The following is a 19,807-nucleotide window of genomic DNA, read 5'->3' on the forward strand; positions in this document are numbered from 1 at the left end:
CCCGCGGCTACCGCGGGTCGGCCACGTCCGCTGCGGGCTCGGCCGGCGCGTCCGTGTCGGCGGCCGACGGGGCGGCGGCCGCCGCGACGGCGGCGTCGATCCGCGCCTGGACCTTGGCGGCCGACCGCTTGCGCGCCTTGACGATCAGCAGCGGCGCGGCGACCAGCAGTGCCAGCAGGATGAGCTGCGACCACGGCACCATCCACACAGTGAACGCCGCGGAGCTCGCCATGAGCTCGTCGGGGACCTGGTCCTCGCCGACGCCCATCGGCACGGCGGTCACGTCCCCGCGCCCGAGGAACAGCGGCCACGCCTCGAACTGCCCGGCGTCGGCAGTGGACTGGCCGGGCAGGATCTCCCGGTGCTCGGACGACGTCTCACCGCCGCCGATGCCGAACGGGCCCGCGACGGAGGCGTCGACGTCCGCGCCGACCCGGATGTTGCCGACGTTGTTGAGCGAGTACTCGAGGGTGACGGTGCCTGGCGCGAACGGGTTCCATGACGGTGAGTACGTCGCGGTGATGTCCTGGGGCTGCACCTGGGCCACGATCTCCCCCGGAACCCGCAGGTGCAGCCGGACGCCCACCCGCGAGCTCATCTGCACCGAGGTGTCGTCGCCCTGCACCAGCTCCGCGACGACCCCCGCGGGGTGGTCGCCGGGTGTCGCGTTCGCCGGGACGGTGATCTCGACGGGGATGACCGTGCTGGAGGACGCCGGCGCCTCGAGCACGATGCCGCCGCCGTCGCGCGGCGTCGCACCGTCGACGTCCCCGATCTCCACCCATGCCCCGCCGTCCACCGGTTCGGTGTCCGCGGGGAGGAGGTCGAAGTTGCCGTCGGCGTTGACCACACCGTCGCTGGCGTAGACCGCGAAGGTCGCGGGACGCTCACCGAAGTTCGTGACGACGACGAAGTCGCTGACGGCTGCGCCGCTCTCGACGTCGTGCCGGAGCGACACCCGGCCGTCGGGCCCGTCCGCGTCCGAGGGCTCCACCGCCCAGGTGGTGCCCGTGCCCGCGCCGGGATCGGCATCGTCCGAGGATGTCGCTGCCAGCGCCGACGACGCCGGGATGGTCGACGCGCTGAGCACCAGCGCGGCGGCGGCCAACGACCTCAGGAGACGGAGCACGGTGATCCTCACGCAACGATCGACGTCATGGGCGGTGGTGGCACAGGTGGGTGGGGCCGGCGCGCCNCCCCACCCACCTTGACTCGGTCAGTCCACCGGGAACAGTGAGACTGTCACACGTGCAGAGTAGTCCCCCTCAGCGGTCCCGATCGGAGCGTCGAGGACGAGCCGGGCGTCGAGCTCGGCAATACCGCGCCGGCCCTCCGCCGTGGCCGCCGCGAGCTGGGCCGGTGCCGAGAGGCCCGGGCCGCCGTCCAGCGCGGTCAACGGCGCGGGACCAGCCGCGACGCCGTCGCGCGGAGTGAGGACACGCGGCACCCAGCCGAGGTGGTCGGCCGTGATGTCGCCTGCCGCGGAGGTGAACGCCGAGGACTGCCCGGAGGCCGCCCAACCGCCACCCGCCGCCTGCTCGGCGTTGCGCGAGTCGGCGACGGTGACCGTCGGCAGCTCGCCGGTGTAGCGCCAGCGGTCGGGGCGCTCGCCGTCGGCCGCCAGCTCGACGCCGGACCCGTACTCCTCGACCGTGAGGGTGAGCGCGCCGGGCTTCTCCACGATCGAGACGTCGACCGGGATGCCGTCGGCGTCGGTGGGGCCGCCGTCCTCGGAGAGGGCGCGCTGCCACACGAGGAGGTCGGCGATCTTGCCGTCGAGACCGGCGATGCCGAGGTCAGCGGCCCGGTTCGCGGCCTGCAGCAGCGAGGCCACCGCACCGTCGTGGTTGCCCGCGTCAGCGGCGGCCTTCGCCGCTGCGAGCAGCGCGGACACCGCCGCCTTGCCGTCCGGGTCGCCGGTCGTGGCATCCGCGAGGATCCCCTCGACCTCGGGGAAGGTCACGCAGTCCCCGCCGCCGGAGACGAGACCGGCGGTCCACTCGATACCGGCGAGCACGTGACCGAGGTAGAGCGGGTCGGCCCAGGACTCGTCGGTGTGGCCGGCGCCGCTGTACCAGGAGCGCCCGCCCTCGAAGTTGTGGCACCAGGCCAGCGGGTGGTCCTCACCCATCGCGCCGCCGCCCGGGTTGTAGGTCGACTCGTCCAGGGTCATGAGGACGTGGACGTCCTCACGGGGGTTGGTCGTGTAGTTGTACCACTCGTCGAACCGGGGCCATTCCAGGGGGAGCATGGCGGTCGACGGGTGGGCAGGGTTCTCGACGTGCATCGTCGCCTGCTGCTGCTGGGGGTGGTTGCGGAACCGCGCGCCGCCGCCGGTGAGCTCGCTGTACCAGGGCACGGTGTGCATGGTGTCGGTCGCGGCATGGATGCCGACGTAGCCACCGCCGTCGTGGATGTAGCCCTGGAAGGCGCCCAGCTCGGCGTCGTCGAGCAGCCGCGGGCGGGCGGGGTCCATGTTGTTGGTGCCGTCGACCGGGGACACGAAGAGGATCGTGGCGTACTTGGACAGGTCGTCGGCCGAGGTGAAGGGCGTCGACCCGAGGGTGAGGTCCGGCTGGGCGGGGTCCCAGACGTCGACGTCGAAGCCGTGCTCCTCTCCCAGGTCGATCACCGCGTTGGTCGTCGTCGGGATGTGCGAGTGGCGGAAGCCGAGGGTCTTGCCGACCACCAGCACCTGGTAGTCATCGGTCTCGTCCACCTCGTCGGCGACTGCCGACGGTGCGGTGACGAGCCCCAGCCCCAGGGTGACGCCGGCGGCGAGGACCGCGGCCCCTGTTCGTGCGACTTGCTGCTTCATTGCAGGCCTTTCCGTGGATTCGGAGGAGCCGAGACGCGAGACACTTCATTATGTTTCACGTAACGACTTATTACGCCACCATGCTACCGACGGCCGGTCGAGAGTGTCAACGACGGCGCAGCGAGGGGCCGGGTCGGTGCCTGGCTGGCACCGTCCCGGCCCCTCGGGTCAGCAGCTGCTAGTCAGCGGTCGGTGCGCGCCGCACCCCCAGGGTGTCGCGCCCGTCGCCGTTCCAGTCACCGACGTAGACCTCGTCGTCAGCCCGCCCGTAGTTCACCTCGAACTCCGCCGGCCCACCGGCCAGCGAGTTCTTCACGTGATACACCGAACCACGACGCACCGCGAACGTGTCGCGCCCATCACCGTCCCAGTCACCAGCCAACGTGATGTCAGCCTCCCGACCGTAGGCGAACACCCGATCAGCATCACCACCGGCAATCCGGTTCTTCACGTGATAGACCGCCCCACGACGCACCGCGAACGTATCGGTCCCGTTCCCGTCCCAGTCACCGACCATCACCGCATCATCGGCACGGCCATAACGGACCACCACATCAGCATCCCCGCCACGCAACGAGTTCTTCACGTGATACTCGTTCCCGCGACGCACCGCCAACGTATCCACCCCGTCACCGTCCCAGTCACCCACCAGCACCACATCACCGGGCCGGCCATAAGTGAACACCGAATCAGCCGGACCGCCCCTGGGCGCATTGTTCACATGGAACCTGTTCTCCCGACGCACCGTGATCGAGTCAGCACCGTCCTGGTCCCAATCACCGATCAACACCTCATCGGACCAACGCCCGTACTTGAACGCATAATCCGCATTCCCACCCTGCCAACCATTGGCCAGGAAGAACCCGTACCGCAGGTACGGCGGCTCCGGCTCCTCGACCTCGAGGGTGAGGTCCGCTTCCAGCGGCGTGTCCGCCGAGGACCCACCGACGTGCACCGTGAACGTTCCAGGCGGAGTCACCCAGTCACCCTCGGCCCACTGCGCGAGGTCGTCCTCGTTGTCCGGCGCGAAGTACTCGAGCGGGTGGCTGGCGGACCCCTCGGTCAGGGTTGCCGACACCTGCGCCGACTCCCCCGGCTCCAGGTACGGCTTGTCAAAGGCGACGAGCCGCTTGGACGGCTCACCCGCCTCGTCCGGCAGCGTCAGGTACACCTGCGCGACCTCCGCACCTGCGACGTCACCGGTGTTGGTGACGGTGAAGTCGACCTGGATGGCGGGCTCGCCACCCTCCCCCGCCACGGCCGAGGCCGTGAGGTCTGAGTACCCGAAGGTGGTGTAGGACAGACCGTGCCCGAAGGCGAAGGTCGGCTCGACATCGTTGGCCTCGTACCAGCGGTAGCCCATCTCGAGGTCCTCCAGGTAGCGCACCACCCGCTGCGGCGCCGGCCCCGAGTCTTCGCAAGGCGGGGCCTCGTCCGTGTCGTTGCACAGCGGGTCGCGACCGATACCACCGGGGACCCCGGTGTCCTCGAGCTGCCCCGGGTACTGCTGCTCGGTGGCAAAGGCCGCCTCCCGGTCCGTGGTCCCGATGGTCAGCGGCAGCTTCCCGGAGAAGTTGGTGACGCCGAACAGCGCCTCGGCGACGACGGCGCCGTCCTCCTGTCCCGGGTACCAGGCCTGCACCATGGTGTGCATGTCGTCCACCCGTGGCAGGTTCACCTGGCCCTGGGTCTTCATGACGACGATGGTGTTGGGGTTGGCGTCCAGGACCCGCGGGATCAACAGCTGCTGGTTGGTGCCGTTGACCGACGGCAGGTCGAGGTCGGGGATCTCGTTGCCCGCCCCGCTGGCGCCGCCACCGGGGTTCTCCTCGCGCCAGTTGCTGTTCTTGTCCCAGGTCTCCCGGGCCACGTCGCCGACCATGAGGATCGTGATGTCCGAGTCCTCGGCGATCGCCACTGCCTCTGCGGTGGAGTCGCCGTCGTTGTAGGTGACCGTCGCGTCGGAGTCCAGGCTCGTGAGGACGTCCTCCAGGCCCTCCTGGGGCGTGATCTGGTACGGCTCGATGACCGAGATATTCGCTGCCCGGTTCCCGCTGCGCGGCGGCAAGGTCGCCTCCCCGGCGAACCAGTCGGCCCCGATCAGCGCGATGGAGTCCAGCTCCGCAGCGTCGAGGGGCAGCAGGTCGTTGTCGTTACGGAGCAGCACGAGGCTCTCCGCGGCCGCCTCCTTGGCGAAGTCGGCGTGGGCGCCACCGGGCTCGATCAGCGGGTCGAGCTCGTCCCAGAGGAACTCGGTGTGCGGGTCGTCGAAGTCGCCGTACTCGAACATCTTGATATAGCGCGGGCGCAGCAGGTCGTCGATGTGCGCCTCGGTGATCTGACCACGCGCGATGGCGGCCATCACCAGCTCCGGGGTGTACCACTCCGGCTCCTCATCGAGCTCGACGCTCACACCGGCGAGGATCGAGGGCACCGTGCTCTGCTGGGCACGCCGATCGGAGTACACGTATCCGTCGAAGCCCCAGCGCTCACGCAGGGTGTCCTGCAGCAGCGGCGAGCTGTCGCAGGTGTAGCTGTGGTTCACGTGCGGGTAGGCGCACATCACCGAGGCGACGTCCGCGTCCTTGACCGCCATCTCGAACGGCAGCAGGTAGAGCTCGTGCATCGCGCGGGACGGGACCATGTTGGCCGCGGTCCAGCGCTCGAACTGGTACTCCGACTCGTTGGCCGCGAAGTGCTTGGCCGTCACGTGGCTCACGCCGCGGGCCTGGACCCCGCTGATGATCTCGGAGGACATCACGCCGGTCAGATAGGGGTCCTCGCTGAAGTACTCGCTGTTGCGACCGCCGTACGGGGTGCGGATGAGGTTCATCCCCGGACCCCACAGGGCGTGGTGGGCCCACGCCCGGAGCTCGACGTCGAGCACCTCACCCCACCGGTAGGCGAGGTCCGAGTTGAACGTGGCAGCCGAGGCGACCTGGGCCGGGAGCGCGGTCGCGATCGGCTCCGGGAGGCAGTCGCCGCCGCGGATACCGGTGCCGCCGTTGGCCTGCCGGAAGTCGGGGATGGCCAGCTCCGGAATCCCCTCGATGTGACGCCCGACCTGGGTGAGATCGCAGTCCCACCGGGTGCGGCTATCGGTATCGGGGTTGCCGTCCACGTCGAGGTCCTCGTTGTAGACCGGCTCGTTGGAGATCTGCTGGATCTTCTGGTCCAGCGTCATGGCGTCGATCAACAGCTCGGCCCGCTCCTCGGCGGGGAGGCTGGTGTCCATCCAGGGATGGTCCTGGGCCGCGACGGGCGGCCCGGCGAGGCCCATGACGACGGCGGCGCCGACGGCACCCACCGCCGCCCGGTGCGTTCTGCTTCGATGTCTCATGCTTGGCTCTCCAAGTCTCACGAAGGTGGGCGCGGTCTCGCCGCGCCCATTGATCCGACAGGTATGGCCAGCTCCCTTCGATCGCGCAACGGCACCCGAGGCCCGGGCGCTAGACACCGTGGGGCCAAGGGAAGGCCCGCCGGACGGCAGCCTGAGCGGTTGTACCCGCATCGAGACGCTCGGCGGCGCCGGTCGCCCCGTAGCACCGACCGACATCTTCGGCCGACGGACCCAACGGCTCGCCCGACGACCGGAATCCCCCCGGATTCCCCCATAACACCGAACTGTAGTGACCTGAGTCACAACCGCAACACCTGCGGAAGGCGGACCGTCCTGGTAGGGGCGGCATGGCGACGGTGACGCGATCTACGCCTGCCTGCGATCGGCGCACGAGGGACATCGGGGCTGGGCGGCTAGGCTCCTGGTATGAGCATCGCGACCCGGGTGCTGGAGCTGCTCCTCGGCCAGGACCCCGCCCAGCCCCGCCTCACCTGGTACGGCGCCGACGACGAGCGCGTGGAGCTGTCCGGCCGGGTCCTGGCCAACTGGGTGACCAAGGCGACCAACCTCCTCGTCGAGGAGGGAGAGGTCGAGCCCGGCACCCGGGTGCTCCTCGACGTCCCGGTCCACTGGCGCGGCCTGGTGTGGGCACTGGCGACGTGGGCGGCAGGCGGACACCTCGTGCTCCCCGGCGAGGCCGATGACGAGACCGACGACGAGGCGTACGAGCCCGACGACGAGGACGACGACGCACCCGAGACCACCGAGGACGATGACGACTCGGAGTTCGTCGCCGACGCCGGCGAGGACGAGCCCGATGTCGTCGTCACGTCCCGGACGACCGCTGTCCCGGCCGCCGGCCTGCAGCTCGTCATCGCGCTGCCCGCGCTGGCGATGCGCGTGACCCAGCCGATCCCGGCCGGCGCGATGGACGCGGCGGCAGCGCTGATGAGCTACGGGGACCACGTCGGCTACGTCGAGGAGCCCGACGACGCCGACCTCGCGCTCACCGGCCCCGACGTCGATGGCTCCGGCCCGGGTGGCGCCGTCACCTACGGCGAGCTCGCCGGCTGGGCGGTGCGCCAGACGCCGGCCTCCCACCGTGACGAGCCGGGCGCCCGGGTGCTGTGCAGCCCGCGCAGCCTCACCGAGATGATCGCGCACGGCATCGCGGCCTGGCGCACCGGCGGCTCGCTGGTGCTGCTCGGCGACGAGGTGCCGCGCGCCCGCTTCGACGAGATTGCGGCGGCCGAGCGCGCCACGGTTCGGTGCTGAGCGGCTCGTGAGGCCCCCGATGAGCACGACGCCGGGCAGCGGCGTGCCCGCGGTGTCGGTGATCATGCCGATGCACAACTCGGCAGCCTTCGTTGCGGCGTCCATCCGCTCGGTGCAGGCCCAGACGTTCAGCTCGTGGGAGCTGCTCGTCGTCGACGACTCCTCGACGGACGCCTCCGCCGCGGTCGTCGCACCGATGGCGGCCGCCGACCCCCGGATCCGGCTGCTCGTCAACAGCGGGCCGCGAGGAGCCGCCGGCGCCCGCAACATTGCGATCGCCGCGGCACGCGGTCGATATCACGCGTTCCTCGACAGCGACGACCTGTGGCTGCCGGCGAAGCTGGAACGTCAGCTCGAGCTGATGGCGCGGACCGCGACCCCACTGACCTACAGCGCGTACTACAAGGTCGACGCCGACTCCGCGGTCGAGGCGGTCGACTTCACCCCGTCCACCCGGGTGGTCCGAGCGCCGCTGCGGCTGGAGTACCACCACATGCTCCGCCAGGACTACATCGGCTTCCTCACCTTCGTCTACGATGCCGAGCAGCTCGGCCGTCGCTTCCTGCCGCCGCTCGAGCGCCGGCAGGACTACGCGCTCAAGCTGTCGATCCTGCGCGAGGGGCATGTCGCGCTCGGGCTCGCCGACCCACTGGCGCTGTACCGGGCCGGCCGTCGCGGGTCACTGTCGTCGAACAAGCTCGTGGCCGCGACGTACAACTGGCAGATCTACCGCCATGTCGAGGCGCTGCCGCTACCGCGCGCGATCTTCGCGTTCGGCAACTACGCGGTGCGGTCGGGCCTGAAATACCTCATCTGACCGCGGTGGCGCCGCCTGCCCGACGGGCCGGATCGGCGAGCGTCGCCATCGTGGCGACGAACTGCTCGCCGGCCGAGGACCAGTCGTAGTCACGCAGGACGGCCGCGTGGCCGGCCCGTCCCAGGCGGGCCGCCCGCGACGGATCCGCCCGCAGTGCGAGCACCGCCGCGGCGGCGGCGTCCGGGTCGGCGAACGGCACGAGGACGCCGCACCCCGAGCGCTCGACGACGTCCCTCGCCACCGGCAGCGGAGTGGTGACGACCGGTACGCCGTGAGCCATGTACTCCAGGACCTTCGTCGGCATGCTGTGGCGGTAGTTGGGGACGTCACGCAGCAGCGAGAGGCCGGCGAGCGCGCCGTCGAGCATGGTGAGCGCCTCCTCGTTGGGCACGAAACCGTGCCACTGCAGGACCCCCTCGTCATGAGCCGCGGCGATGAGCGCCTCGGCGGCGCCGTGGGCCGGGCCGATGACGTGGGTCTGCAGCTCGCCTGCCGTCCGGTCGGTGAGGGTGCGGGCCAGCGCGACGACGTCCTCAGCGCCGCGCTCGAGGGTGATGCTGCCGAGGTAGACGACCCGGTCGGCGCCCGGGGGCGGCATTGCCCGCGGGACGGACACGACGTTGGGCACCACCGGGTGTCGGCGGCGGAACCGCTCCTGGTAGGCGTACTCCGCGAGGAGCAGGGGCATTCGTCGCTCCGCCCACCGCTCGACCGACCGGAGGACCGCGGCAGCCGCCCGCTGCACGGCGCGCGGCAGCCACTCCTTTGCCCCGACGGCGGCGGCGGTGTCCTCGTGCACGTCCCACACCACGTTGCGCTGCCGGCCAGTGGCCAGCAGCAGCTCGGGGTCGTGGATGAGGACGACGTCGTTCCGGGGCCCGAGCTCGCGGATCGTGCGGCGGGCGTGGCCCAGCGCCCGCAGCCGCCGGCGGCCCGCCGAGCGCGGCAGGTCCACGCAGCGGAGCCCGCCTTCCGGCTCGGGCACGGCCAGCCCGTGACCACTGAACGGCGCGGCGTACGTGACACGCCAGCCCGCCCGCAGCAGGGCGTCGATCTCGCGGTGCCGGATCCGGGCGTCCTGCGGGTGGTGGACCACCGTGACGACGAGGATGCTGCGCTGCGGACCGGGCGACGTCATGTCCGGTCAGTCTCCCCCGCAGTCTCCTCGCCGACAGCCGACTTGTCCGCGACAGCAGACTTGTCCCCCACAGCCGACTTGTCGCCGACAGCCGATTTGTCGCCGACAGCAGGATTGTCCTCGACAGCCGACTTGTCGCCGACAGCAGGATTGTCCACCGGCTTCTTCGCTGGCGGCTTCTTCGCCACCGGCTTCTTGGCCACCGGCTTCTTCGCCGCGGCCTTCTTGTGCGTGCGCTGGTAGGCCTCGGTCACCTCGCCCGCCGGGCCGTCCATCACGAGCTCGCCGCGCTCGAGCCAGAGCGCACGGTCGCACATGGCGCGGATGGTGGCGTCGCTGTGGCTCACCAGGAAGACGGTGCCGGCGGCCTCCCGGATCTCGGTGACCCGCTGGCGGCTCCGGTTCTGGAAGTCCTGGTCCCCGGTCGCCAGCGCCTCGTCGATCATGAGGATGTCGGGCACCGTGGCAGTGGAGATGGCGAACCGGAGCCGGGCGGCCATCCCCGACGAGTACGCCTTCATCGGCAGGTCGATGAACTCCCCGACACCGGAGAACTCGACGATGTCCGGCATCTTCTCGCGGACCTCACGCGCGCTCAGGCCCATCGCCTGCCCGCCGATCATGATGTTGCGCTCGCCGCTGAGCCCGCTCATGAGTACCGCGTTGACGCCCAGCAGGGCGGGGGTGCCGGCGGTGTAGATCTCACCGGCCGAGGGGGGGATGAGCCCGGCCAGCGCGCGCAGCAGCGTGCTCTTGCCCGAGCCGTTACGGCCGATGATGCCGATCGACTCGCCGTGGTGCGCCACGAAGGAGACGTCCTTGACGGCCTCGACCTCGCGTACTGCGGCGACCGAGCTGGACGCCGCCCGGCTGCGGAACAGGCCCCCGACCCGGGTGCCGCCGGGCGCGCCGGTGACGGTGCCGACCTTCTTGGCACCGAACACCCGGTAGGTGACGTCGACGTGGGAGGCGATCAGCGAGGGCGGCGCCCCGGTCGCCCCGCTGTGGTCAGTTACGGCCATAGGTTGCCTCTGCCCGCCAGAAGAAGATCATCCCGACGACGGGGAGAACGATCGCCCACCCGGCCGCCACCAGCCAGCTGGTGAGGTTGAGCTCGAACTCACCGAGCAGGGTCTGGCGGGCGATGTCGAGCACCAGCGCGAAGGGCTGGTACTGCATGACGATGCCGAGCACTCCCTGCCCGGCGTAGGCCTCGATGCTGAAGAACACCCCGGAGATGTAGCGCAGCAGCCGCACCGCGAGCGGCACGAGGTTGCGCAGGTCGCGCGAGCTGTGGACCACGCGGGCGACGATGAGCGCGAGGCCTGCATTGATGAGCAGCGTGAGCCCGATGGCCACCGGGAACAGCAACCAGGACACCGTGATCGCCTCGCCGGTGGCGATGACGAGCACGAGGATGACGGCAAGGGTTGGCAGCACCGCGATGAACTCGGTGAGCGCCACCGACAGCGGCAGCACGCAGCGCGGGAACCGCAACGACCGGACGAGGTTGAGGTTGCCGGAGACCGCCTTCGCCGACGACGTCATCGTCGAGGCGCTGTAGATGAACAGCAGCAGCCCGATGACGAGGAAGCCGACGTAGTTCACGGTGCCGTCCCGGGTGTTCAGCAGCAGCCCGAAGATCGCGTAGTAGGCACCGGCCAGCAGGAGCGGGTTGAGGACCGCCCACAGCTGCCCGAGGTAGTTGTCCTGGTTGCGCGCGTAGGACTGCGCGGAGGACAGCGTCCACATGAAGCTGCGCTTGCGCCAGGTCTCCTTGAGGTACTGCCCCAGCCGGGGACGGACGCCGCTGCGCTCCAGGCCGTGGCGGGCGGCGAGCGCCGCCGCCTCGGCCGAGCTCAGCGACGCCCGTCCCTCAGCTGCCGGGCTGGTCACAGATGCTGCACCGTAGGTCCGTCGGCCGCCGCACCACGGGTGTCGAAGAACCGCGTGGACTTGCCGGCCAGGTCGTCGACGTCGTACTCACGGTGCTGCTGGAGCAGCATGACGACGTCGGCCTCGGCGATCGCCGCGTCGAGGTCGGCCACACGCTGCTGCTCGGTGCCGTGGTGCTTCCAGATCGCCACGTGCGGGTCGTGGAAGGCCACCGTGGCGCCCTTGTCGATCAGCCGGCCGGCGACCGGGACGGCCGGCGACTCGCGCTGGTCGGCGATGTTCGGCTTGTAGGTGACGCCGAGGAGGAGGACGTTGGCGCCCTGCAGCGACTTGCCGTCCTCGTTGAGGATGTCCTGGACCCGCTGCGCGACGTAGGTCGGCATCGTCGCGTTGATCTCCTGCGCGAGCTCGACGAACCGGAACGGGTACCCGAGCTTCGAGCGCACGTTGTAGGACAGGTAGTTCGGGTCGATCGGGATGCAGTGCCCACCGACGCCGGGGCCGGGGTAGAACGCCTGGAAGCCGAACGGCTTGGAGGCCGCGGCGTTGATGACGTCCCACAGGTCGATGTCCAGCTCGTGGCAGAACCGGGCCATCTCGTTGACCAGCGCGATGTTGATGTGGCGGTAGGTGTTCTCCAGCAGCTTGGCCATCTCGGCCTCGCGGGTGCCCTTGGTGCGCACGACGGTGTCGATGAACTGCTCGTAGAAGGCCGCAGCCTTCTCGGCGCAGGCCGGGGTGTGACCGCCGACGACCTTCGGGGTGTTCTTCGCACCGAACTTCTCGTTGCCCGGGTCGATCCGCTCCGGGGAGAACGCCAGGTGGAAGTCCTCACCGGCGACCAGGCCGCCGGCCTCGAGGGCGGGGCGCACGATCTCGTCGGTGGTGCCCGGGTAGGTGGTGGACTCCAGCACGACGAGCGTGCCGGCGCGCAGCTGGCTGGCGACGTCGGCCACCGCGGACTTCACAGCGCCGAGGTCGGGGCCGCCGTCGTCGGAGAGCGGCGTCGGCACGCAGATGACGATGGTGGCCGCGTCCTGGAGCACCGTGCGGTCGGTCGAGGCGCGGAATCCCGCGGCGACCAGCTCGGCGACGTCGGAGTCCTTGAGGTCGTCGACGTGGGACGTCCCCTGGTTGAGGCCGTCGACCACACCGTGGTTGACGTCGTACCCGACGACCCGCAGGCCTGCGTGGATCGCCTCCTGCACCAGAGGGAGCCCGACGTAGCCGAGCCCGATGACAGCGAGGTCAACGGTCATGTACTGCTCCTTACGATTCTCCGCGTGTACGGATCGGATCAATGTAGCCCCCGTCGCCACACCGATCGTGCCCTGATGCCGCAGGCTGAGCCGCCATGAATGCTACCGGAGCAGCCCCGAACCACAGTTGACACCAAGGTCCCACGGGCCACGGCCCGCCCGCCTGCTCCGTGAAGTGGAGATCGTCACACCCGTGGCGCGTGCGGCCGGCGGCGTGCCGGCGCACGGCGTCCGGCCGAGGGCGGTGACGGACGTGCCCGGTACAGTCGTCCGCAGCGTCACGCCCGTCGTTCGTCACTCCCGGAGGTCCCCACGTGCGGCTCAAGAGTCTGGTTCGCCGGATACCACCCATCGCCCGGCGCGACGCCCAGCTCAAGAAGCTCAAGCAGCAGGCACGCACGCTGGAGCGGGAGGTGTCCCGGCTCGGCGGGCAGGCACCGAAGGTGGGCAACCCGACCCCGGACGACGTCGATTACGGCACCGCTGCCGCGCAGGCCGAGCTGGTGCGCGCCAGCGGGCTGTTCGACGACGCGTGGTACCGCGAGCAGGTGCCCGCCGCAGCGGACCCGCTGGTCGACTACCTCACCGACGGCTACCGCCAGTCACGGTCCCCCCACCCGGGCTTCGACGCCGAGTGGTACGTCGAGCAGCCGCAGACCCCCGACGTCCTCCAGGGCCCGGCGCTGGTCCACTACCTGCGCGCGGGGGCCGCGAACCGGGTCTCCCCGCACCCGGGCTTCCGGGCGGACCACTACGCCAAGGCGCACCGGGAGAGCCTGCGTCATCCCGGCGGGCCGCTCGGGCACTTCCTCGCGGGTCACGAGGCGCCGCCGTCGGCCGTGCCCGACCTGCCCGACCTCACCTCGCCGTCCGTCTTCCTCGAGGCGGCGCGGGCGACCGCCCGCAGCCTGCTCGAAACTCGGGGGTACGAGCACCTCACCCGGGAGAGCGGGCGCTTCGACGACGAGGCGGAACGCTCCTTCAAGGCATCGCTGGCGCCACTGAGCACCACCGACCAGCCGCTCGTCAGCGTGATCCTGCCGACCAAGGACCGCGCCGGCGTCCTGCCGGTCTCGGTGCAGTCGGTGCTCGACCAGACCTACGAGCGGTGGGAGCTCGTCATCGTCGACGACGGCAGCTCCGACGGGACGGCCGAGGTGCTGGCCCCCTACCTGCGCGACCCGCGGGTGCGCCTGGTGAGCCATGAGACCAACCGTGGGGTCGCGGCGGCCCGCAACACCGGCCTGGCAGCGGCGACCGGCGACTATGTGGCTTTCCTCGACTCCGACAACACGTGGGAGCCGGACTTCCTCGAGGTCATGGTGCGCTTCGTGCGCAGCGGCGACCACCGGATCGCCTACGCGATGTCGGCGCTGGAGGAGCAGGGCGGCAAGAACCGGCGCCGGTTCCGCGGCATGCCCTACTCCCGCGAGGCGCTGCTCGAGCGCAACTACATCGACTGCATCGTCATCCTCCACGAGCGCTCCCTGCTGACGGAGGCCGGCGGTTTCGACGAGTCGCTGCGCCGGAACGTCGACTGGGACTACCTCATCCGGCTCGCCGGCATCGCCGACTTCGCCTTCGCGCCGTTCATCGCGACCCGCTACGACCTGTGGGAGACCGGCACCGACCGCATCACCACCGACGAGCTCGCCAGCTACCGCTACCTCATCCGGCAGCGCAGCCTTGTCGACTGGGACGCCGCCCGCGCCACCGAGCGCGACCCGGGGCTCACCTCGGCGGTCGTCGTCGCCAACGAGGACCTCAAGACCATCGTGACCACGGTCCGTCGGCTGCTGCGCGCCGCCGAGGGGGACGTCCAGGTCGTCGTCGTCGACAGCAGGCTCGAGCCGGCCGACGCCACCCGGTTGCAGCTGACCTTCTGGACCGACTCCCGCGTCCGCGTCACCCGGCTGAGCCAGGAGCTGCCGATGGAGGTCGCGCGCAACGTGGGTGCCTGCGCCACCGACGGGGCGGTGCTGGTGTTCCTGCCCGAGGCGCTGTGGCCGGAGCCGGCGTGGGACGCGGCCCTCCCCGGTGCGCTCACCGAGTTCAGCGCGGTGCAGCCGCTCGTGCTCGACCGGCCGGGCACGGTGTGGTCCGCCGGGGCGCTCCGCACCCGCGAGGGTGGCGCGGTCCCGATGCTCGCCGGCCTCGCCGGTGACGCCCCGGAGCTGCGGCAGACCCGGGCGGTTCCCGGCGTCACCCCGCTGGCGGTGGCCGTCCGGGCCACCGACTTCCTCGCCGTTGAGGGGTTCGACCCGCTGTTCGTCCAGGACCACGTCGGCCCCGACCTCGCGGTACGGCTGTCCCAGCAGACCGGTCGGCCGAGCGGGCTCGTCGGGCAGAGCGTCGTCGCGCTGACCGCCGACGAGCTGCCGCGCACCCGCGCCTCACGGTGGGTCTCCACCGCCGACAACGAGCACCGCCTGGCCCAGCGGTGGGACACCGCGCCGGCCGTCGACCTCGCCGGGTACGACGTCGCCGGTTTCTCCCGCGACGGCGACGAGCGGCTCCGCGCGCTGCTCGCCCACGCCCGTGCCGACCGGCCGCTGCGGTGGGCGATCAAGATCGGCGCCCCGGACGTACCCAGGCGCGCCCGGTGGGGCGACTGGCACTTCGCCGTCGCCCTGCGCGACTCGCTCGAGCGGCTCGGCCACGAGGTCACCATCGACTGCCGCGACGCCTGGTACCGCCCCACCGCCCACCTCGACGACGTCGCGCTCGTGCTGCGCGGCCGTGGCCCCTACCGGGTGAACCCGGCGCACGTGAACCTCATGTGGGTGATCAGCCACCCGGACGAGGTCACCACCTCCGAGCTGCTCGAGTACGACGCCGTCTTCGGCGCCTCGCCGCGGTGGTGCGAACGGGTGAGCCGGCGGCTGCCGCGCCCGGCGCTGCCGCTGCTGCAGTGCACCGACCACCGGCGGTTCATGCCCGGTCCCCCGGACCCCGAGCGGGTGCACGAGGTGCTCGCGGTGGCGAACGCGCGCGGGCCCCGGCCCGCCGTCGCGGCCGCTCTCGACGGCGGGATCGTCCCGGCGGTCTACGGCTACCGCTGGCAGGGGCTGCTGCCGGCCGGCGCGTGGCAGGGCGAGAACGTGCCGAACGACGAGCTGCCGGGCGTGTACCGCGCGGCCGGCGTCGTCCTCAACGACCACTGGGAGGACATGCGGCGCGACGGCCTGCTGTCCAACCGGTTGTTCGACCTCGCGGCCTGCGAGGCCCGCATGGTCAGCGACCACCTGCCCGAGATCGCGGCCGTCTTCGGCGACGCGGTTCCCACCTACGAGGACCCGGCCGAGCTGCCGGCCCTCGTCCGCGACGTGCTCGCCGACAGCCCCGAGCGGCAGCAGGCCCGCCGGGAGCTCGGTGAGCTCGTCCGTCGTGAACACACCTTCGACGCCCGCGCCCGGCAAATCTCCGCGCGGGTCGCCGAGCTGCGCAAGGAGCAGGTCGTATGAAGCAGCACACCGTCACAGGCCAGCAGTGGCGTGACCTCCCGGTCCCCGCTCTCGGGGAGTGGGAGCCGACGCTGCGGCTGTGCGTCGTCATCCCGGCCCGGGACTGCCAGGGCGACCTCGACCGGACGCTGGCGGCGCTGAGCCGGCAGAGCTACCCCGCCGGGCTGACCGAGGTCCTCGTCGTCGACGACGCCTCCTCCCCGCCACTCACCGTGCCGGCCACCGCCCCGGCGGGCACCCGGGTGCTGCGCGTCGACGAGGCGCAGCAGCACGGCTCCGGCCGCGCCCGGGACCGTGGCGCCCGGAGCACCGAGGCCGACATCGTCCTGTTCCTCGACGCCGACATGGTGGTCAGCGCCACGCACCTGGAGTCGCACGCCCGGTGGCACCACCTGACACCGCACGCCGTCGTCCTCGGCCGCAAGCGGTTCGTCGACTTCGACGGCATCACGTCCGACGACGTGGCCCGGGCGGTGGCCGAGGACTCGCTGCCCGCGCTGCTCGACGGCCGCGACAGCAAGCGGCACAGCTGGCAGGAGGCTTTCGTCAAGGAGCGCAGCCGGCTGACGCGCGACGTCGAGGACGCCTTCGTCGCCGTCGTCGGCGCCGACGTGTCCGTGAGCCGTGAGCTCTACCAGCGCGCGGGGGGATTCGCGTCCCTCGGCCTGCGCGGCATCGTTGACACCGAGTTCGGCTACCGCGCCTTCACGTCGGGCGGGCTCATCATCCCGGACTGGGAGACGAACGCCTATCACCAGGGAGCCCGGAACTTCACCACCCGCGGCGACGAGATCAAGCGCGAGCGCACCGGGCTGGCGGCCAACCTGCTGCCCATCCCGCTCTTCCGGCCGCAGAACTCCGGTCGGCAGTGGACGGTGCCCGGCGTGCACGTCGTCCTCGGCACGGCCGGGGCGACGCCGGAGGACGTGCTCATCACGCTCGACAGCGTCCTCGGCTCCGAGCACACCGACCTCACGGTGACGGTGCCCGGCGGCGACGGCCTGCCGCAGTGGCTGCGGGACTACGTCGCGGCCGACGCCCGCGTCAGCGTCGTCGACCAGGCTCCGGTCTCCGGCTACCCCTCGCCCGTCACCGCCCACGTCACGGCGGGCGTGCTGCTCGACCGGGCGAGCGTCGGCCGGGCGCTGGACCTGCTGCGCGAGGGCGGCGGGGTCCGCGCGGAGCTCGCCCCGGGGCAGGCCGTCACGGTCGAGACCACGCGGTCGGTCCTCCGCCGCGCGCACTCGGCCGAGCCTGACGCGGTCGCCGGTCCGGCGGAGGTCACCCCCGAGCAGCTCGGGATCCGGCCGGCCATGTACTACGTGACGGCGCAGGGCATGCTCGCCGCCGGCGAGCGTCCGACGCCGTCGGCCACGCCGCCCCGCGCGACACCGAAGCCCGTGCCGGCGAGCCGTCGGGTGCGGCGGTTCCTCGGGCGGGTCAAGCGCCGGCTGCGTCGCGCGGTCGGTCGCTGAGGAGCGGGCCGCCCCGCGCGGCACGCAGCCGCTGCGCGGGCGCTACCGCGCGGGCACCGGCCCGCGCACGAGCTCGGTCCCGTGCCACCGGAGCAGCTCGGGGGTGGCGTCGCCGCCCCCGGTGAGCCGGATGCTGCCGTCCTCCTCGAGGACCGCATCCACGCCCCCGGCCACCACGAGCCGGCCACGGGTGACGGTCGAGGCGGCCACCGCCCAGACATCGGGCGACCGGTCCAGCCAGTCGGCCGCGCGGACCTCCCAGGGCTCGCCGCCAGCCGCCCATGCGTCGCTCAGCTCCCGGAGCTCCGCCCGGCCGGTGCCAGTGCCGGTACCGGCGCCTGAGCGCAGCACCACGCTGAGGCGCGCGCCCCGCTCGCCGTCGGCGGGCTCCCGGAGCAGCCAGCTCTCGACGACGACGTCGCCGGTGGCGGTGGGCTGGTCGAGCGCCACGACCCGCAGGGTCCCGGTGCCGTGCGCCACGTCGGGCGACCGCTCGGGCGCGGTCGGTGCTGCCGGCCACGTGCCGTCGCGCCACTGCGGATCGGTACCGAGGAGCTCGCGCACCTGGTGCGTCACGTCGGCGCGGGCGTACTGCGAGCCCTCCGCGTCGGGGTCGGCGATGACGTCCACCCGGGCACTGACGAGCTGGGGGGCGACGAGCGGCGGGAACTGCATCACGCGCGGGTCGGCGACGACGGTGAGCGCGCTCTCGCGGGCGTCGTCGAGGTAGACCCGCTCGACCTCACCGCGGCGGATCAGCTCGCGGACCGGCGGGGCGATCGGCCGTTCCGTCGCTCGTGCGTCGACGAGCGACTCGAGGTGGACGATGCCCACCCGGCGGCCGTCCGCGACGAGCTCGCCCAGCTGCTCCAGCGTCTCGGTGCGCAGGCGGTCCTCGCGCCAGTCCGCGACCACGACGACGTCGAGGGCGGCGCCGGGCTCGCCGTCGACCGGGTGGCGCTCCCACCGGCGAGGGGCGGGGAAGGCCCGGGGGCCGTGCGGGGGCAGGAACATCGCCGCCTGGCGCCACTGCACCCGCTTGTGCCAGGTGGAGTACGACTCGAGGTACTCCGCCCGGGCCGGGTGGCGCCAGCCCGAGGAGTAGTCGGAGGCCGACAGCGAGGCGGCGTCGGCGAGGAGCACCGTCAGCGCGTGCCTCGGCACGTCGACCACCCGGCCGTCGAAGGCCGCCTCGACGCGCAGCGCGTACTCGTTGTCGGCGGCCTTGCGCACGGGGTCGAAGAACCCGACCCGGCTGACCACCGGGAAGGTGCGCACCATGAGTGAGGATGCCGCCTTGAAGCGGCCGCCGTAGCCGACCCGGCCCAGCTCCATCAGCTCGGTGGCCCGCACACCCAGGCTGCGCGTGGCGACCAGCGACTCGTCCTCGAGCATGGGACGGACGCCCAACTCGAGCCGCTGCGGGTGGGCCCAGTCGTCGGAGTCGAGGCAGGTGAAGAAGTCACCCGTCGACCAGCGCAGGGCAGTGTTGCGTGCCCGGTAGGTGCCGCCGTTGACGGCCTTGCGGATCACCCGGATGCGGGGGTCGAGCCGCTCGACCTCCTCGAGGATCCCCGGCAGCGGGGACGGCGACGCGTCGTCGACGACGAACAGCTCGATGTTCTGCCAGGTCTGCTCGAGCACCGAGCGCACCGCGGTGAGGAGGTGCCGGTCGGGGTTGTAGCAGCTGATGACGACGGTGATCTTCTGCTCGTGCGAGATGCGCTGGTCGCTCGTCGTGGTCAGCCGGTCGAAGGGGGTGTCGCCGGTCGGCAGGAGGCCCGCCTGGACGACGTCCGGGCCGTAGAGACCGGCGTTGAGCCGGTCGAGCCACCGGGCCTCGTCGGCCCCGGGCCGGATCCACGGGTTGGCGAGGTCCGCTGCGGCAAGGCCGGCGGCGCCCGCCGCGACCGGCAGCGTCCCGAGCACGGTGTCGGCCAGCGAGTAGTCGCGGGCCTTGACCGCCATCTGGAGCAGCAGCGTGGCATCGCGCTCGCCCAGCTGGTCGTGACCGTGCCGGTCGAGGACCCACTGCATGAGCCCGAGCGCGGCCGATCGGTCGTCCGGGTCCTCGGTCTGGACGGCGAGCACCCGCGCGAACTCCAGCACGCCGCGCGGGTCCAGCGGGAGGTCCGGCGCGCTGCCCTCGCGGTAGCCACGGCCGGCCGCTGCCAGCTCGTCGGCGGTGGCGCGCCGGTCGGTGACCAGCGCGGCGAGCACGTCGCGCCCGCTGCGGGACTTGGTGCGGACCAGCGCGCGGGAGAACCCGCGGCGGTGCCGGGCGGCGTCCGTCGTGTACGCGCCGATGATGTCGGGCACCGTGCT

At 71.9% G+C, this 19,807-nt stretch carries 12 protein-coding genes; 4 read left to right on the plus strand and 8 right to left on the minus strand.

Features of this window, described 5'->3' with window-relative positions; all coding sequences use genetic code 11:
• Positions 1 to 7 precede the first annotated feature (7 nt).
• The 3 genes from V2J52_RS15195 to V2J52_RS15205 form a co-directional block, all read right to left on the minus strand.
• Positions 8 to 1,129, minus strand: coding sequence for a COG1470 family protein (locus tag V2J52_RS15195; RefSeq protein ID WP_331228577.1), 1,122 nt, complete (start codon positions 1,127 to 1,129; stop codon positions 8 to 10).
• A gap of 87 nt (positions 1,130 to 1,216) precedes the next feature.
• Positions 1,217 to 2,818: a ThuA domain-containing protein gene (locus V2J52_RS15200; RefSeq protein WP_331228578.1), complete on the minus strand. Its 1,602-nt coding sequence runs from the start codon at positions 2,816 to 2,818 to the stop codon at positions 1,217 to 1,219.
• Positions 2,819 to 2,996: 178 nt separating this feature from the next.
• Positions 2,997 to 6,158 carry a beta-glucosidase gene (locus V2J52_RS15205; RefSeq protein ID WP_331228579.1) on the minus strand — a complete coding sequence of 1,054 codons (3,162 nt, stop codon included), beginning with the start codon at positions 6,156 to 6,158 and terminating at the stop codon, positions 2,997 to 2,999.
• Between the two features lie 426 nt (positions 6,159 to 6,584).
• On the opposite strand from V2J52_RS15205, the gene V2J52_RS15210 reads away from it, so the two are divergent.
• Positions 6,585 to 7,433, plus strand: coding sequence for a TIGR03089 family protein (locus tag V2J52_RS15210; protein ID WP_331228580.1), 849 nt, complete (start codon positions 6,585 to 6,587; stop codon positions 7,431 to 7,433).
• Between the two features lie 43 nt (positions 7,434 to 7,476).
• On the plus strand, positions 7,477 to 8,250 hold the full coding sequence (locus V2J52_RS15215) for a glycosyltransferase family 2 protein (protein WP_491062193.1): 774 nt from the start codon (positions 7,477 to 7,479) through the stop codon (positions 8,248 to 8,250).
• On the opposite strand, the gene V2J52_RS15220 is transcribed toward V2J52_RS15215, so the two are convergent.
• From V2J52_RS15220 to V2J52_RS15235, 4 genes are read right to left on the minus strand one after another with little or no spacing between them, the layout of a single operon-like run.
• The gene (locus V2J52_RS15220; RefSeq protein ID WP_331228582.1) at positions 8,243 to 9,388 is read right to left on the minus strand and encodes a glycosyltransferase; all 1,146 of its coding nucleotides are present in this window, start codon (positions 9,386 to 9,388) and stop codon (positions 8,243 to 8,245) included. The genes V2J52_RS15215 and V2J52_RS15220 overlap by 8 nt on opposite strands.
• Entirely contained in the window at positions 9,385 to 10,410 is a 1,026-nt protein-coding gene (locus V2J52_RS15225; protein WP_331228583.1) for an ABC transporter ATP-binding protein, read from the minus strand. The genes V2J52_RS15220 and V2J52_RS15225 overlap by 4 nt, the downstream gene beginning before the upstream one ends.
• Positions 10,397 to 11,284 (minus strand): ABC transporter permease, encoded by an 888-nt coding sequence (locus tag V2J52_RS15230; protein ID WP_331228584.1) that lies wholly within the window; start codon positions 11,282 to 11,284, stop codon positions 10,397 to 10,399. The genes V2J52_RS15225 and V2J52_RS15230 overlap by 14 nt, the downstream gene beginning before the upstream one ends.
• Entirely contained in the window at positions 11,281 to 12,543 is a 1,263-nt protein-coding gene (locus tag V2J52_RS15235) for a nucleotide sugar dehydrogenase (protein ID WP_331228585.1), read from the minus strand. The genes V2J52_RS15230 and V2J52_RS15235 overlap by 4 nt, the downstream gene beginning before the upstream one ends.
• A 314-nt stretch (positions 12,544 to 12,857) precedes the next feature.
• On the opposite strand from V2J52_RS15235, the gene V2J52_RS15240 reads away from it, so the two are divergent.
• Positions 12,858 to 16,007, plus strand: coding sequence for a glycosyltransferase (locus V2J52_RS15240; RefSeq protein WP_331228586.1), 3,150 nt, complete (start codon positions 12,858 to 12,860; stop codon positions 16,005 to 16,007).
• The gene (locus V2J52_RS15245) at positions 16,004 to 17,482 is read left to right on the plus strand and encodes a glycosyltransferase family A protein (protein WP_331228587.1); all 1,479 of its coding nucleotides are present in this window, start codon (positions 16,004 to 16,006) and stop codon (positions 17,480 to 17,482) included. Before V2J52_RS15240 ends, V2J52_RS15245 begins: the two co-directional genes overlap by 4 nt.
• Positions 17,483 to 17,524: 42 nt before the next feature.
• On the opposite strand, the gene V2J52_RS15250 is transcribed toward V2J52_RS15245, so the two are convergent.
• A complete protein-coding gene (locus V2J52_RS15250) occupies positions 17,525 to 19,801 on the minus strand; it encodes a glycosyltransferase family 2 protein (RefSeq protein ID WP_331228619.1) in 2,277 nt (758 codons plus the stop codon).
• Positions 19,802 to 19,807: the final 6 nt, after the last annotated feature.

The organism is Georgenia sunbinii (genome assembly GCF_036421875.1).
In the GTDB taxonomy this organism is placed as follows: Bacteria; Actinomycetota; Actinomycetes; order Actinomycetales; family Actinomycetaceae; genus Georgenia_B; species Georgenia_B sunbinii.